The 15121-nt window shown below is 73.2% G+C and carries 15 protein-coding genes; 6 read left to right on the top strand and 9 right to left on the bottom strand.

The genetic code is table 11. The features are described from left to right. Positions 1-107 precede the first annotated feature (107 nt). From IF651_RS11065 to IF651_RS11030, 8 genes are all read right to left on the bottom strand, one after another. The gene (locus IF651_RS11065) at positions 108-2711 is read right to left on the bottom strand and encodes an MMPL family transporter (RefSeq protein ID WP_191829177.1); all 2604 of its coding nucleotides are present in this window, start codon (positions 2709-2711) and stop codon (positions 108-110) included. Positions 2712-2770: 59 nt separating this feature from the next. Further along, complete coding sequence (locus tag IF651_RS11060) at positions 2771-3433, bottom strand: TetR family transcriptional regulator (protein ID WP_191829176.1); 663 nt, start codon at positions 3431-3433, stop codon at positions 2771-2773. Positions 3434-3489: 56 nt separating this feature from the next. Next, positions 3490-4161 (bottom strand): hypothetical protein, encoded by a 672-nt coding sequence (locus IF651_RS11055; RefSeq protein WP_191829175.1) that lies wholly within the window; start codon positions 4159-4161, stop codon positions 3490-3492. Continuing rightward, positions 4158-5651 carry a WXG100 family type VII secretion target gene (locus tag IF651_RS11050; protein WP_191829174.1) on the bottom strand — a complete coding sequence of 498 codons (1494 nt, stop codon included), beginning with the start codon at positions 5649-5651 and terminating at the stop codon, positions 4158-4160. The genes IF651_RS11055 and IF651_RS11050 overlap by 4 nt, the downstream gene beginning before the upstream one ends. Before the next feature lie 139 nt (positions 5652-5790). After that, positions 5791-7047, bottom strand: a complete 1257-nt coding sequence (locus IF651_RS11045) for an aminotransferase class I/II-fold pyridoxal phosphate-dependent enzyme (protein ID WP_191829173.1) — start codon at positions 7045-7047, stop codon at positions 5791-5793. A 9-nt stretch (positions 7048-7056) separates the two neighbouring features. Next, positions 7057-7905 carry a hypothetical protein gene (locus tag IF651_RS11040; RefSeq protein WP_191829172.1) on the bottom strand — a complete coding sequence of 283 codons (849 nt, stop codon included), beginning with the start codon at positions 7903-7905 and terminating at the stop codon, positions 7057-7059. Beyond that, complete coding sequence (locus tag IF651_RS18235) at positions 7902-9596, bottom strand: phosphatidylglycerol lysyltransferase domain-containing protein (RefSeq protein WP_191829171.1); 1695 nt, start codon at positions 9594-9596, stop codon at positions 7902-7904. The genes IF651_RS11040 and IF651_RS18235 overlap by 4 nt, the downstream gene beginning before the upstream one ends. Before the next feature lie 45 nt (positions 9597-9641). Continuing rightward, positions 9642-10268 (bottom strand): DedA family protein, encoded by a 627-nt coding sequence (locus IF651_RS11030; protein ID WP_191829264.1) that lies wholly within the window; start codon positions 10266-10268, stop codon positions 9642-9644. Between the two features lie 219 nt (positions 10269-10487). Between IF651_RS11030 and IF651_RS11025 the strand changes: the two genes are divergently transcribed. The 3 genes from IF651_RS11025 to IF651_RS11015 all read left to right on the top strand — a co-directional run bounded on the left by IF651_RS11025 (position 10488) and on the right by IF651_RS11015 (position 11626). Then, a complete protein-coding gene (locus tag IF651_RS11025) occupies positions 10488-10919 on the top strand; it encodes a YdeI/OmpD-associated family protein (RefSeq protein WP_191829170.1) in 432 nt (143 codons plus the stop codon). A 111-nt stretch (positions 10920-11030) separates the two neighbouring features. Continuing rightward, on the top strand, positions 11031-11312 hold the full coding sequence (locus tag IF651_RS11020) for a hypothetical protein (RefSeq protein ID WP_191829274.1): 282 nt from the start codon (positions 11031-11033) through the stop codon (positions 11310-11312). Next, a complete protein-coding gene (locus IF651_RS11015) occupies positions 11309-11626 on the top strand; it encodes a type II toxin-antitoxin system PemK/MazF family toxin (RefSeq protein WP_191829169.1) in 318 nt (105 codons plus the stop codon). Before IF651_RS11020 ends, IF651_RS11015 begins: the two co-directional genes overlap by 4 nt. Positions 11627-11662: 36 nt before the next feature. Here IF651_RS11015 and IF651_RS11010 read toward each other — a convergent pair whose 3' ends face one another. After that, on the bottom strand, positions 11663-12841 hold the full coding sequence (locus IF651_RS11010; RefSeq protein ID WP_191829168.1) for a serine hydrolase domain-containing protein: 1179 nt from the start codon (positions 12839-12841) through the stop codon (positions 11663-11665). A 69-nt stretch (positions 12842-12910) separates the two neighbouring features. Here IF651_RS11010 and IF651_RS18230 point away from each other — a divergent pair, with 69 nt between their 5' ends. From IF651_RS18230 to IF651_RS10995, 3 genes are all read left to right on the top strand, one after another. Then, entirely contained in the window at positions 12911-13573 is a 663-nt protein-coding gene (locus IF651_RS18230) for a pentapeptide repeat-containing protein (RefSeq protein ID WP_191829167.1), read from the top strand. 99 nt (positions 13574-13672) lie between these two features. Further along, complete coding sequence (locus tag IF651_RS11000; protein ID WP_191829166.1) at positions 13673-14092, top strand: VOC family protein; 420 nt, start codon at positions 13673-13675, stop codon at positions 14090-14092. Positions 14093-14115: 23 nt separating this feature from the next. Beyond that, on the top strand, positions 14116-15117 hold the full coding sequence (locus tag IF651_RS10995; protein ID WP_191829165.1) for an LLM class flavin-dependent oxidoreductase: 1002 nt from the start codon (positions 14116-14118) through the stop codon (positions 15115-15117). The last annotated feature ends 4 nt before the right edge of the window (positions 15118-15121 follow it).

Below are 15121 nucleotides of genomic sequence, written 5' to 3'. Positions count from 1 at the left end.
CACGCGGGAGGCTACCGCACGCCTCGGACTCCCATCGAGATCGACCCGAGCGCCCCGAGATCGACCTGCGGGAGGTCGATCTCGGTGCGCTCGGGTCGATCTCGCGGTCAGCGGCTCGCCGGCTCGGCGTCGTGCGGGTGGCGGCGCTCCAGCGCCGAGCCCTCCACGTCGACGTCCGGCAGGATGCGGTCCAGCCACTTCGGCAGCCACCAGGCCGCCCCGCCGAGCAGGTGCATGAGCGCGGGGACCACGAGCATCCGCACGACGAAGGCGTCGACGAGCACGCCGAAGGCGAGCGCGAACCCGATCGGCCGGATCATCGCGTCCTCGGCGAAGATGAACCCGCCGAACACGGAGATCATGATGATCGCGGCGGCGGTGACGACGGATCGGCCGGCCCGGAAGCCCTGCACGACGGCGATCCGCGCGGGCGCCCCGTGCGCGTACGCCTCCCGCATGCCCGTCCCGAGGAACAGCATGTAGTCCATCGCGAGGCCGAACAGCACGCCGACGAGGATGGTGGGCAGGAAGTTCAGCACCGGCCCGGGGTTCTCGACGCCGAAGAAGCCCGAGAGCCAGCCCCACTGGTACACCGCGACGACCCCGCCGAGCGCGGCGAAGTAGCTCAGGATGAACCCGAGCGTCGCGATGAGCGGGACGAGCAGCGAGCGGAACACCAGGATCAGGATCAGCATCGACAGGCCGACGACGACGCCCAGGTAGAGCGGCAGCGCGTCGGACAGCTTCTGGGAGATGTCGATGTTCCCGCTCGCGGCGCCGGCGACGCCGAGCTCGACGTCCCCGTCCACGCCGTCCACGCTGATGGGCGACAGGTCACGCAGCGAGTGCACGAGCTGCTCGGTGGACTCGCTCGTCGGGCCGTCGGCCGGGATCACCTGGAAGGCCAGCACCGTCCCGTCCTCGGACACGGCGGCGGGGGCGACCGCGACGACGTCGTCCTGGGCAGCGAGCTGCTCGCCGATGGCGAGCTGGGCCGCGACCTGGTCGTCCTCGGCGACCGGGGCGGGCATGTCCGCCGCGACGAGGAGGGGGCCGTTGGTACCGGCGCCGAACTTTTCCGCGACCGTCGAGTACGCCTGGTACTGCGTGGACTCGTGCGGCTCGGACGAGCCGTCGGGCAGGTTGATGCGCAGGTCCAGGGCAGGGATGGCGACGACGCCCAGCACCGCGATGCCGAGCACGACGCGCCCGACGGCGACCCACGTGTTCATCGGCCGCAGCGGCTTCTTGCCGGGCTCGGTGCTCGCGTCCATGTGGGCGGCGTGCGGCTCGGGAGCGGCCAGGACGGCCCGCTCCTTCTTGTTGAGGATCCGCATGCCGATGGCGGACAGCAGCGCCGGGGTGAGCGTCACGGCGACCAGCACCGCGACGGCGACGCTGAAGGCGCCCACGGTCCCCATGAGGCCGAGGAACGGGATGCCGGTGACGTTGAGAGCGAGCAGCGCGATGACGACGGTCATCCCGGCGAAGACCACGGCGTTGCCGGACGTGCCGTTCGCGAGGCCGATCGACTCGTCGACCTCGTAGCCCTCCTTCAGCTGCCGGCGGTGCCGGTTGACGATGAACAGGGCGTAGTCGATCCCGACCGCGAGGCCGAGCATGAGGCCGAGGACCGGCGTCACGGACGACATCTCGACCACGCCGGAGAACGCGAGCGCGGCGAGCGCGCTCACCCCGACGCCGACGAGCGCGGTGACGAGCGGCAGGCCAGCGCCGATGAGGGTGCCGAGCATGACGATCAGGACGATGGCGGCCACGACGAGGCCGACGACCTCACCCGGGCCGATGACGGACGGTGCCTCCTGGGAGACGTCGGCGCCGAAGTCGGCGCTCACGCCGTCGATGGCACCGACCTCGTCGGTGAACGTGTCGATCACCGCATCCTTGGTCTCCTGCGAGACGTCCATCTGGGCGTCGGTAAAGATCACGGTGACGACCGCGGCCGTGCCGTCCTCGGAGACCACGCTGATGCCGGATGCGAGGTCCAGCAGCGCCTGCCCCTGCTCGAGCTCTGCGGTGCCCTCCTCGAGGTCGGCGGCGTTGGCGTCCAGCTCGTCCTGGCCCGCGTCCAGCTCGTCCTGCTGCGACTCGAGCTCGGCCAGACCGGCGTCGATCTGCTCCTGCTGCGCGTCGAGCTGCGGGCCGACCTGGTCGATCGCGCCCGCTGCCTCGGCCTGCTCGCGCGCCGCGTCGAGCTCGTCCTGACCCTGCTCGAGCTCCGCGCGCGCGTCGTCGAGCTGCTGCTGGCCGGACTCGAGCTGCTCACGTCCCGCGTCGAGCTGCTCCTGCCCGTCGGCGAGCTCGTCCTGGCCGTCCGCGATCTTCTGGGCCTGCTCCGCCCGGTCGGCCTCGGTCGCGAACGGGTCGACGACCGTCTCGACGCCGTCGACGTCCTCGACGTCGGCGATCACGTCGCCGATCGCCTGCTCCTGGTCGTCGGTGAAGGGCTCGTCGTCGTCCGTCGTCAGGACGATCGTGCCGGTGCCGCCCGCGGCCTCGGGGATCTCCTCGGCGAGCTGGTCGGTCACCTCCTGCGTGGGGGTGCCGGGGATCGAGAAGCTGTCCGTCAGCGTGCCGCCTGCGAGGGCGAAGCCGGCGCCCGCGACGACGAGGACCGCGATCCACGCGGCGACGACCGCCTTCACGTGGTGGGCCGCGCCGCGGCCCAGGCGGTAGAGGAGCTCAGCCATGGTGTCCTTCCAGGAAGGTCTGGGAGTTCGGGAGGGGGGTCCGGACGGTCAGGAGTGGTTCAGGAGTGCAGGGTCAGCGACCGTTCGAGCAGGCGCGCCCACGTCTCGCGCGCGCTCCGGTCCGCCTGCCCCCCGGTCTCGGCGAGCCAGTACCGGTAGAGGACGACGAGGTTGCTCATCAGCGACCCGACGGTCAGGTCCACGTCGAGCCGGTCGACCTCGGGATGACGTCGGTCGAGCTGTGTCGCGAGCTCTTCGCTGACCTCGGCGAGCGAGCGGAGCAGGATCATCGCCTGGTGCGCCGGGACGTCCGGGACGAGGTCGTCGAGCGGGCCGGCGACGACGCACGCGTCGCCCTGGAGCCCGAGACCGCGCGTGAGCGACGAGATCGTGGCGACGAGGTCCGCGGCGCGCAGCGCCGCCACGACGTCGGCGGCCATCGCGGCGTGCGGGTCCGCGGCACGCGGTGGTTCCTCGGCCAGCGAGTCGACGATCCCGTGGAGCGCGTCCGCAAGGACCGCGGCGACGACGTCGTCCAGCGACGCGAAATGGTTGAAGACGGTCCGGCGAGAGACGTCGGCGCGCTGCGCGAGCGCGTCGACGGTGAAGTCCAGGCCGTGCGCCTCGTCCATGAGCGCGGCCGCCGCAGCGACGATCGAGGCCCGCGTGCGCGCCTTGAGGCGCACGCGACGGTCGTCGCCGGGGCTCGGGTCTGCGGTCACGTCACTACACTAGGTGCAGCGTTGCACTCAGTGCACCCATGAGCCAGAGATGTTCGTCACTCGCCCTCGCCGTCGGGCGTGACCGGCCGCACGACGTACCAGAGCCGGATCGCCTCGTCGCCACCCGGGCCGGGTTCGTGGCTGATCTGCACGGACGTCACGACGTCCCCGTCGTTGCCGTTGATCCCGGTCCGCGCGCGCGTGCCGCCCGCCCGGGACGCCTCGAGCGAGGCGGGCAGGTCGTCGTCGAGCCACCGGTCGATCTGGTCCACCGGGAAGCCCAGCACGTCGGCGTCGGCGACGAGCTGGTCGTGCACCGCCTGGCCGCCGGAGAGCGTGCGGAACACGTTGATCGTCGACACGTACCCCCGCCGCGGCTCGACGGTCAGCTCCTCCGCGGTCGTCGACCACACCCCGCTGGGCAGGGTCAGCTCGACCTCCGCCGCACCACCGGGCAGCTCGACGACCGCCATGCTCTCGCCGAGTCCCACGGACTCCGCGCTGATCGGCGTGCTCACGTCCCATCGCATGGGTTCGCCCTCCTGGATCGCCTCGATCGTCGTGCCGCTCGTGCCCGACGACGTCCCGCCGCCGCCCGTCGTCGTGCTCGCCCCGTCGTCGTCGGGGTCCCCGAACGTGATGCTGCACCCCGCCGTCGCGAGCGCGAGGACGGCCACGAGCGCGGCGGTCAGGGCCGCACCGCGCCCGCGCGCGCGCCGCCGGGTCACTGGTCCACGTCCACGTTCCACTCGCCCAGTCTGTCAACGATCCGGCCGATGCGTCCGGGATCGGTGAGCCGGTAGCCGTCGATCCGGTCGGAGACGTCGCTGCCGATGATCTGCGCCGCCTGGTCCGGGTGCTCGGTGATGAGCTGCTGGTAGGCGGGCAGGGTGTCGCGCGTGATGTAGTCCCACCGCGCCCCCTGGTCCGCGATGTTGCCACCGGGCAGCGGGGTCTCGACGCTCACGCTCCCCTGCAGCGGGTTGTCGAACGAGATGCCGGTGAACGGGATGCCGACGTCCTGCGGTCCCGGGGTCTCGACGTTCACCGTGAACGGGTCGTACTGCGCGTACGTGCCCGCGCCCGGGATCGACGGCTCGCCGACGAGCGTCATGAGGTAGGTGAACGCCTCCCCCGTACCCGCATGGTCGCGCATCGTCTGCCAGTCGTCGGCGATGATCTGGTTCTGCTCGCGCGACAGCAGCGCCGTGTTCCCGTCCGCGAGCGCCTGCGCGTCCCCCGCACGGCCCGCGTCGATGTCCGCCCACGCCTGGTACGCCGCGTCGTCGATGACGCCGGCCTCGAGCATGCGTTCCATCTCGGGCAGGCCCCCGCTCAGGTACGCCTCGTGCATGCCGGCCTGGTCGACGAAGATCTCGCGCTGCATCGACAGGAACTGGTTCTCGTAGAAGCCGAGCTCGGCGTCCGTCATGCCCGCGACGGCCTCGAGGGCGTCCGGGGTGACGCCGGGCGGCAGGTGCTCGGCCGCGTCGCCCACCCCCTGGGCCAGCTCGCGCATCATGTCGAGGTCGAAGAACCCCGCGGCGAACGACGGCCCGATCATCGCGGCCATGCCCGCCCACTGCATCCACGGGTGGTCCAGGTACAGCTCGCCGTAGTACGTGTAGACGCCCTCGATGATCTCCCGGTTCGCGGCCGATCCCGCCGACGGGTCCCAGTCCGCGACGTCGAACCCCGCTTCCGCGGCGGCGACCCGCGTCCAGTGCGCGGAGGCCAGGTCGCCGAAGCCGGGCGACTCTGGGTCGACGCCGTCCTGCACCATCTGCGCGTAGAGCGCCGCGATCTGCGCGTCGCTCGCCCGGGCGAGCCAGTCCGCGCGCTCGGACGCGCTCATCTCGGCGTACTCGCCGGGCGTCGGCGTGCCGGGCGTCCCGCCCCCCGGGCCCGAGGAACCGCCCGGGGACCCCGGACCACCGGGCCCGCCGCCGGTGGAGCTCGTCGACTCCTGCTCGTCGGCGTTGCGGCGCAGCGCGTCCGACGCGTGCTCGAGCAGGGTCGACGCGTTCGCCACGGCGGGCGCGAGCGTCGCGGACCAGTCCGAGCGGAACTGCGCGGCGTCGGGCCCCTCCCACCGCACGGCCGACTCGACGAGGGAGGAGACCTGCTGCTGGGTGGTGCGCAGCGCACCCGCGCCGGTGGCGAGCTGTCCGGCGAGCTCGCGCAGGGCTGCGACGTCCGCGCCCCACAGTCCGCCCATGACACGTCTCCCTCGGTCTTCTGCGTTGCTGGGGTTCCACGGGCAGCCGATGAGGAGACCGGCGGCACGCGGCAGGACCGTTCGACGGTACGTACACGACGGGCTCGCCGCGATGGGGAGTCCTGCCCATGCCCGTCCGTCAGCGCGCCAGGCTCGCCCCCATCCGCTCGACGGCCTCGGTGAGGACGTCGACGTTCGTCGCGAGGTTGAGCCGTACGTGCCCCGCACCGCCCGGACCGAACCGGCGCCCGTCCTCCAGCGCGACCCCGGCCCGGTCGAGGAACCACCGGAACGGGTCGGCCGCGGGCGCGCCGCCGTCGTCGGGCAGGTCGGTCAGCGCCCGGCAGTCCAGCCACGCGAGGTACGTCGCGTCACCGGGGCGGTGGCGGACGTCCGGCAGGTGCTCCGCGAGCAGGTCGGCGAGCAGCCACGCGTTGCGCTCGACGCCCACGAGGACCTGGTCGAGCCAGTCGTCGCCGTGGTCGAGCGCCGCGACGTGCGCGAGCACCGACACGTGCTGCACGCCGTGGCCCGCGATCTCAGGGACGCGCCGCAGGTCGGCTGCCGCGGCCGGCCCGCCGACGGCGAGCGCGGCCTTGAGCCCCGCGAGGTTGAACGCCTTGGACGCGGAGACGACCGCGACGGCGTCGTCCGTCCCGGGGACGGTCAGCAGCGGGGTGTGCACGGTCGCGGGATGCCCGTCGTGCCCGGGGCGCGTGACCGGCGCGTGGATCTCGTCGGCGACGACCCGCACCCCGTACCGGCGGGCGAGCCCGACGGCGGCCGCGAGCTCGTCGGGCGTGTGCGCGGTGCCGGTGGGGTTGTGCGGGTTGCACAGCAGCCAGACGGCGCGACGCCCCGACCCGGCGCCGTGGCCGTGGGCTGCGACCCCGGTCGCGTCGGCGAACGCGGCCTCGAGCGTCGCGAGGTCGATCCGGTGCTCCGCGGTCAGCGGGGCGCCGACCACGCGGCGGCCCTCGCTCGAGGGGAACGCGAAGAACGGTGGATACACCGGCGTGTTCACGACGACCGCGTCGCCCGGCGACGTCAGGACGCGCAGCACCTCGACGATCCCGAGCATCACGTCGGGCAGCGTGCGGGTGGTAACCGGGTCGAACGACCAGCCCCAGCGCCGCTGCGCGAACCGCGCGAACGCCTCCGCGTACGCCGGTCCGTGGTCGTACCCGGTGTCCCCCGCGCGCATCGCCGCCGTGACGGCGTCGACCACCGGCTCGCACGGCGCGACGTCCATCTCGGCGACGAACAGGGGCAGCACGTCCGGCGCGTAGGCGTGCCACTTCACCGAGGTCCGACGCCGCAGCTCGGCCAAGGTGGGAACGTCCAGCGGGGTCTCGCCGGACGTCGTGCTGGGCTCGGTTCTCTCGGTTCCGCTCACCCCGACACCCTAGGCAGGGCCCGGTGCGGGCGCGACGCCGCCCGTCGGCGTCGGGACCGGTTCCTCCGCCGCGGCGTTGGCCGGGCTGGTGGCGAGCACGACGCACCCGGCGACGGCGAGGACGGTCGCGACGACCGCGGGCACGGCCCAGCCGTCGCGCACGACGTCGCCCAGCACGAGCAGCCCGACGACACCCGGGACGAGGACCTCCACGACGGAGACGGTCGCCGCGACGGAGCCGACGGCACCCTTCTCGAGGGCGCGAAGGTAGCCGAGGACGCCGGCCGCGCCCGCGGCGAGGATCGCGACGACGAGCGGCTGCAGGACGGTGTCGAGGATGTCGCCGGAGGCGTGCGCGCCGCGCGCGGCGATCGCGGCGACGGAGTAGCCGAGCCCGCCGAGCAGGGCCAGCAGGATCGGGTGCCCGCGGCGGTAGGCCAGCACGACCCCGGCGACCAGCACGAGCGAGACGACGACGGTCCACGTGGTGAAACCGGTCGGCGGCTCGGTCGCGGGCTGCTCGCCCGCGGCGAGCGCGAGCACGACGAGCGCGACGACGACGACCCCGATCGAGACGAGGTCGGTGCGGCGCAGCGTAGCGTGGAGCACCACGCGGGCCAGGACCACGACGCCCACGAGCGACGACGCGACGATCGCCTGCACGACGAACAGCGGGAGGTGGTCCAGGGCCAGGAGCGAGAGGAGGAACGCGACGCCGTCGAGCACGAGGCCACCGATGACCAGCGGGTGCCGCACCACGGCGAGGCCGTGGGCCCGCCGCGTCGCGACGGCCTGCATGATCGTGCTCACCGCGTACGCGACGGCGGCGGCCACGGCGGCCGCGACGGAGAGGATCACGTCGCCGCCCCGACCCCGCGCAGGAACCGCCCGATGACGGGGATCTCCGTCACGCCCTCGGCACCCGCGACCACGAGCGCCTGGGTCGCGGCCAGCTCCGCGGAGTCGAGCAGGACGTAGCGCGAGACCCACGTCGGGTCGAACTTGTCGTTGAACGAGCCGAGCGTCGCCATCTGCGTCCCCTCGGACAGCCGCTGCAGGACGGGTCGCGCGAGCTGGTCGACGCGCCCGTCGCGTCCGCCCTCGAGGACCTCGCGCATCACGGCGAAGTTGAGGCCGAGCCCGCGCCGGCCCGTCGTAGCGAGGTGGTCGATCGTGGCGACGACGGTCGCGTCGATCAGGCCGTTCGGGATGCCCTCGGCGTCGGTGCGGCGACGCATGACGTCGAGCGACCAGCCCTCGATCGCGGCGGCGGGGACCCACTGGCAGAACGCGTCGACGCGGCCGTCGGCGTCGCGCGTGACGGACATCGCGAGGCCCGTGTCCGCGGGGTCGAACAGGCGCGAGAGGGTCATGGAGAAGCCGCGCTCGTCCTCGCCGCGCCGCGACTCGTCACTCATCGCGACGATCTGGGCGCGGAGGTCGGGATCGATCGTCGCGGGGTCGTGGAACGTCGTGGTGTACCCGGAGCGCGCGACGCGGTTGACCGCCTGCCGGAGCGACTTGTGGTCGTGCCCGGCGAGCGTGAACGTCGTGCAGTCGACCGTCGCCTCGTCGCCGAGGTAGACGGCGTGCAGGCCGCTGCGCTCGTAGACGGGCAGCCAGTCCTCGGCCGCGGCGACGACCGCGAGCGACGAGCCCTGCGTGGCGGCGTGGTCCACCATCTCGGCCCACACCGTCTCGCGCTCCTCGACCGGACCGATCGGGTCCGGAGACACGAGGCACACCCCGCCGCGCACGGAGTGGGCGACCACGCTGCGGCCCACGAAGAACCAGTCCTTGTCGTCGCGCAGCGCGAAGTAGTCGAGCGTGCCCGTCCCGTACCGCTGCACGACGGCGCGCGCACGTTCCCGCTCCTCGACCCGTTCCACGGGGCCGAGCCGGGCCGCGGCGCGCGGCGAGAGGAGCCACCACAGGACGAGCGCGATCACGGCGACGTCGACCACGGTCGACACGACGTGCACGACCGTGAGCCACGACCCCTCGAGCGCCGCGTCGGGGTCCTCGGCGTTGAGCACGACGATCACGAGCCCGACGACCGCGAGCACCCACGCGAGGAGGAGGAGCGACACGAGGAGCACCGCGCGCCGGACCGCACGCCGGGTCGGCAGGACGGGGAACGCGCGCCACCGGGTCGCGAGCCACACCGTGGCGGCGAGCACGACGACGGACGGGACCACGTCCACGCCGCGCGCCACGTGCAGGCCCGCCGAGAGCCCGAGGACCAGGACGGTCACGGCCCACGCGAGCCGGTGCCCGCGCCGCAGGCCGCGTGCCGTGAGCAGCAGGACGAGCGACACGAGCAGGAGCGTCGTCGCGCCGCTGCCCGGCGTGAGGCCCGGCACGACGTCGCGGAACAGCGTCAGGTGCGACCACAGCCCGCGGGCGAGCACCGCGACGATCCCCAGCACCGCAAGCACGAGCACGACGCGCGCCGTCAGGACGCGCACGCGGACGCGGTGTCGCTGCGCGTCGAGCGGCGAAGGCGCGTTCGACGCCGGCGCGAGAGCCGCGGTGGCGGGGCCTGTCACCGTCCGATCATCGACGAGAACGGCACGCACCGCAGCGTGGGTGCGCTACTCGTCGTCCGGGGCGGACCCGCGCCCGCGGGCGTGAGCCGGGCGCTCGGCGTCGTGCACCCACCGCCACACGCGCGTCACGACGAACCACACGACCGCGAGGCCCACGAACCCGATCACGACGGTCTGCAGGATGCCTGCGTACTCCTCCACGACGTGCCAGTTCTCGCCCAGGTAGTACCCCGCGACGACGAAGATCGTGTTCCAGATCGCGCTGCCCGCCGCGCTCAGGGCGGTGAACTTCCACAGCGGCATGCGCTCGACGCCCGCGGGGATGGAGATGAGGCTGCGGAAGATGGGGATGAAGCGGCCGAAGAACACGGTCGCGCCGCCGTGCCGCAGGAAGAACTGCTCGGTGCGGTCGACGTCATGCACCTTGACGAGCGGGATCTTCTCCGCGAGCCACCGCGTGCGCTCGCGGCCGACGAGCGCGCCGACCGCGTAGAGGGCGAGCGCGCCCACGACCGACCCGGCGGTCGTCCAGACGATCGCCTCCGCGACGCCGAAGCTGCCCTGGCTCGCGGTGAAGCCCGCGAGCGGCAGGATGACCTCGCTCGGCAGCGGCGGGAAGAGGTTCTCGAGCGCGATGGCGATCGCCGCGCCGACCGGCCCGAGCGTCTCCATGAGGTTCACGGCCCAGCCCGCGACGCCGTCGAGCGCGGGCTCCTGCGCCGCCGTCGGGGCGGCTGAGAGCACGGCCGGGAGGGCGGCGAGGAGTCCGGGGTGCACGGTCGACGAGCCTAGGCGAGGCTTGTCGCGCCGGAGCGCCGATGAGTTCGAGACCGTGTGGAGGTCTCGTGGGAAGGCCGGACGACCGGTCGGGCAGGACGGCCAGGAGGCGACATGCGCATCAGCACGACGGTAGAGGCCGCCGGCGGCACGACGACGGGACTGCCGATCCCGGACGACGTGGCCCTGTCGTTCGGGCGGGGACGGAAGTTCCCCGTGCGCGTGACGATCGGCGAGCACACGTACCGGTCGTCTCTCGTGTTCTACCGGGGGCAGTTCGTCATCTCGCTCAGCGCGGCGAACCGGGAGGCGGCGGGCGTCGCCGCCGGTGACGACGTGGAGATCGACGTCGAGGTCGACGACGCCCCGCGCACCGTCGTCGTGCCGGACGACCTCGCCGCGGCGCTCGCCGACGCGGACGCACGCGCGGCGTTCGACGCGCTGTCGTACTCGAAGCAGCGCGCGATCGTCGAGCCGATCGAGGCGGCGAAGGCGTCGGAGACGCGGCAGCGACGGGTCGACAAGGTGGTCGCGTCACTGCGATGACGTGGTCGCGTCACTGCGATGACAACGTGGCGTTCGTCAGGGGGCTCGAGCGTGGTAGGCGGGCACTCCCTTCGTCTTACAAACGCGGGACAGCCGACGTAGAGTGAAGGCATGACTTCGACGGCCAACGTCCACGTCGGCGACAAGCGACGAGATGTCCCCGAAACCAGGCGGGTCAGCAGCCTCACGCCCACGCGCGGCTCCGTCACCTTCCGCACCACCGCTGACGACCGCCGCATCCTCGACCGCCTCAACAGCGAGGGCATCGCCGCCAGCGACGCCGTACGCCGCGGCCTGCGCCTGCTCGAACAGGAACGCTGGCTCGATGAGGCGCGCGCCGCCATGATCGCCAACCGAGACGAGAACCTGAACGACGAGCCGGACGCCTGGTGATCCGCGGAGCCGTCTACAAGATCGACCTCGGAACCCCCCGCGGCCACGAGCAAGGCGGGAAGCGGTACGGCCTCGTGCTGTCACCCACCGATGCCCCGTGGACGGTCGCGACCATCATCCCGACGTCCACCAGCGCACGCGCAATGACCTTTCGCCCCGAGCTGGAGATCGCTGGCGAGAAGACCGTGCTCCTCGTCGACCAGATCCGCTCCGTCGACGTCACCTACCTCGTCGGCGAGCCCGTCGCCTTCCTCCACCACGACGACCTCGCGACGGTGGAGGAAGCTCTGGCTCGCTACCTGGGGCTGGTATGACGCCGAGCGTTGTCAGCACCAGGTGACCCTCTGGGTTCACGTGGTGCTGAAAACTAGGGCGTCGAGCGCGCGCGCCGGCTCCCAGGCGCCGGCCTCGAGGTTCGACACGACGACGACGGTCGTCCCGGGAGACGCGGCGTCCGGGCCGTCGGGGTAGTGGCGCAGCATCGCGCTGGACCCCGTGTTGATGCCCTCCTTGTAGGCCGAGCGCACGCTGCCGTCGGCGCGCAGCTCGAACTCGAGGCCGAACCCGTAGTGCACCTCGGCCGTCCGCGTCTTGGCCGGGAGGCCGGGGCCCGTCTTCTCCTCGGTCTCCTCCGTGTCGCCGTCGTCGTGCTTGACCTGCGGCGTGAAGAACGCGCGCGTCAGGTCGGGCGGCAGGAGCGTGCCGTCGCGGACCGCGCCCAGGAACCGGGCGAGGTCGGCGGCCGTGACGTGCGCGCCGCCGTCGGGCGAGCCGACGGGTGGGTAGGAGTAGATGTTCTGCCGCCACCCCGGGACGGGGCGGTCGTCGGGCGGCTCGTCGGGCCCGACGGCGCGGGCCGGCTCCCAGCCCTCCGCGACGTCGGGCACGGCCTCGTCCATGCGGAAGAAGCCCGAGTCCGCCATACCCGCCCGGCCGAAGACGTGCTCGCGCACGTAGTCGCGGTAGGTCGTGCCGGTGACCGTCTCCAGCGCGAGCCCCGCGAGCACGAACCCGACGTTGCAGTACCGGCAGCCCTCGCCCGGCGGGAAGTTCGGCTCCTTGTGGACGAAACCCGGGAGGAAGTCCGGGGTGCGCGTCACCGAGTAGGTCGGCCTGTCCACCCACAGCGCCTCGTACGACTCGCCGGCCTCCTCGTCGGCGTCGTCCGCGATGCCGGACGAGTGCGTGAGCAGGTGCCGGAGGGTGACCTCGCGCGGGATGGTCGTGCCGCCGAGGTCGACGTGGTCGTGGATGCGGTCGTCGAGGCCGAGCCGGCCCTCGCCGACGAGCTGGAGCACCGCCACGGCGGTGAAGAGCTTGGTCACGGACGCGACGTCGAACCGCGTCGTCGTGCGGACGGGAACGCCCCAGCGCCGGGACGCGACGCCGTAGGCGCGCTCGAACACCTCCTCGCCGTGCCGCTCGATCCGCACCACGCCGGAGAGCTCGTCCGCCGCGGCGGCGGCGCTCAGGTGCGCGTCGAGCCCGGCGAGCCGCTCGGCGTCGAGGGTCGCGTCGTGGGCTGTCATCCCTCGACAGTAGGCTCGTCGGAGCCCGGAGTCCCGGGATTTTCGACCCTGCCGACGGGAGCCTGCTCCGTGCCCGACGCACCCCGTACCGTCCCCCCGTCGCTCGACCCCGTCGTGCTGCCCGACCTCACCCCCGGCGACGCCTACGACCTGGAGACGGGCGCCGACCTCGAGGGGTTCGAGCTGGTCGACCTGCACCTCGACGCCGTCGACCTCGAGGACTCGAGCCTGTTCGGCACGCGCGTGGTCGGTCTGCGCGCCGACCAGGCGGACCTGCGTCACGCGAGCCTGGCCGAGGTCGTCCTCGAACGCCTCGACGTGCCGGTCCTGCGCGGGGTGCGGGGGAGGTGGCGCGACGTCGAGGTGCGCGACTCGCGGCTCGGTTCGGCCGAGCTGTACGAGTCGACGTGGCACGGCGTGCACCTCGTCGGCTGCAAGCTGGGATTCGTGAACCTGCGCGGCGCCGACCTGCACGACGTGCTGTTCACCGACTGCACCATCGACGAGCTGGACCTGGTCCAGGCGCGGGCGACCCGGGTCGCGTTCGTCGGGACCCGGGTGCGACGGCTCGACGTGCAGGCGTCGACTCTCGAGCACGTGGACCTGCGCGGCGCGGACCTGGACGAGATCGCAGGTGTCCGGTCCCTCGCCGGCGCTACGGTCGGCGAGCTCCAGCTCGCGCGCCTCGCGCCGCTGCTCGCGGACGCGCTGGGCGTGACCGTCCAGGACTGAGATCGACCGCCTGCTCCCCACGCCCACGCCGATGAGTCCCGGGCGAACGCCGGGTCTACCCGTCGACAGGTTCGTCCGGGGCCACGAGAGGGAGCACCCATGTCCGTACAGATCAGCCCGTACCTGAACTTCGACGGCGACGCGCGGGAGGCCATCGAGCTCTACGGCTCCGTGTTCGGCGCGGAGCCGGCGATCGACACGTTCGACTCCGTGGGCCCGGTCGACGACCCCGCGACGGCCAAGAAGGTCATGCACTCCCAGGTCGAGGTCCCCGGTGTCGGGACGGTCATGGCCTCCGACGTGCCGCCGGGGACGCCGGCGCCGCCGCACGGGACGATCGCCCTGTCGGGCGGCCAGGAGGAGCGCGAACAGCTCCATGCGTGGTTCGCCGCCCTCTCCGACGGCGCGCGCGACGTCATGGGGATCGAGACCGCCCCGTGGGGCGACGAGTTCGGCATGGTGACCGACCGGTTCGGGACGGTGTGGATGGTCAACGTCGCCGGCGCCCCTGCCACCTGACCTCGCTCGCGTACGGTCGGGCCATGACCGCTCTCGGCGTGATCCTCCCGCGCTCCCTGCCCGCCGACCAGATCGTGCCGTTCGCCCGGCGCGCCGAGGAGGTGGGGCTCGACGAGGTGTGGGTCGTCGAGGACCTGACGTTCCACGGCGGGTTCGCGCAGGCGGCGACGGTTCTCGCGACCACGTCGCGCATCGGTGTGGGCATCGGCATCCTGCCTGCCGCCACGCGCGCGTCGTCGACCGTCGCGATGGAGGCCGCGACCCTCGCGGCGATCCACCCCGGACGGCTGCAGGTGGGGATCGGGCACGGCATGCCGTCGTGGATGCGGCAGATCGGCGTGTGGCCCGCGAGCCCGCTCGCGATGCTCGAGGAGACGACGGCGGCCGTGCGGTCCCTGCTGCACGGCGAGCGGGTGGCGGCGACCGGGCGCTACGTGCGGGTCGACGACGTGGCGCTCCACGTCCCGCCCGCGGTCCCCCCGCCGGTGCTCACGGGCGTGCGCGGGCCCCGTTCGCTCGAGGTGTCCGGCCGCGTCGCCGACGGCACGATCCTCGACATGCCCGTCACGCCCGAGTACCTCGCGGTGGCCCGCGCGGCGATCGACACGGGCCGGGCGTCGGCGGGTGGGGCCGTTCCGCCCGAGCACCGGGTGGTCGCGTTCGCGCACGGCGTGGTGCACGACGACGCGGCGCAGGCCCGCGCGCTCGCCCGGCCCGGGCTCGCGGTCCTCGCGGAGAGCGACTGGTCCGTGCACGTCGACCCGCTCCCGTTCGCGGACGAGCTGCGCGCACTGGCCCGCGCGAGCGCGTCGCCGGAGGCCTTCGCCGCCGCGATGCCCGACGCCTGGGTCGACGTGCTCACCGTCTCCGGGTCACCGTCGGACGTGCGCGCGCGGCTCGCGCACCTCGGTGAGCACGGCGTGTCGAGCGTCGTGCTGACTCCGGTCTCCCCCGCCCCGGAACGCCGCGACGACCCGTTCGCGGCGCTGGACGCCCTCGGCGCGGTAGCCACCCCCGCGGGGTAGAACG

Source organism: Cellulosimicrobium arenosum, from assembly GCF_014837295.1.
GTDB lineage: Bacteria > Actinomycetota > Actinomycetes > Actinomycetales > Cellulomonadaceae > Cellulosimicrobium > Cellulosimicrobium arenosum.
The sequence above is the reverse complement of the archived record's forward strand: the minus strand, read 5'-3'. Positions and strand labels throughout refer to the sequence as shown.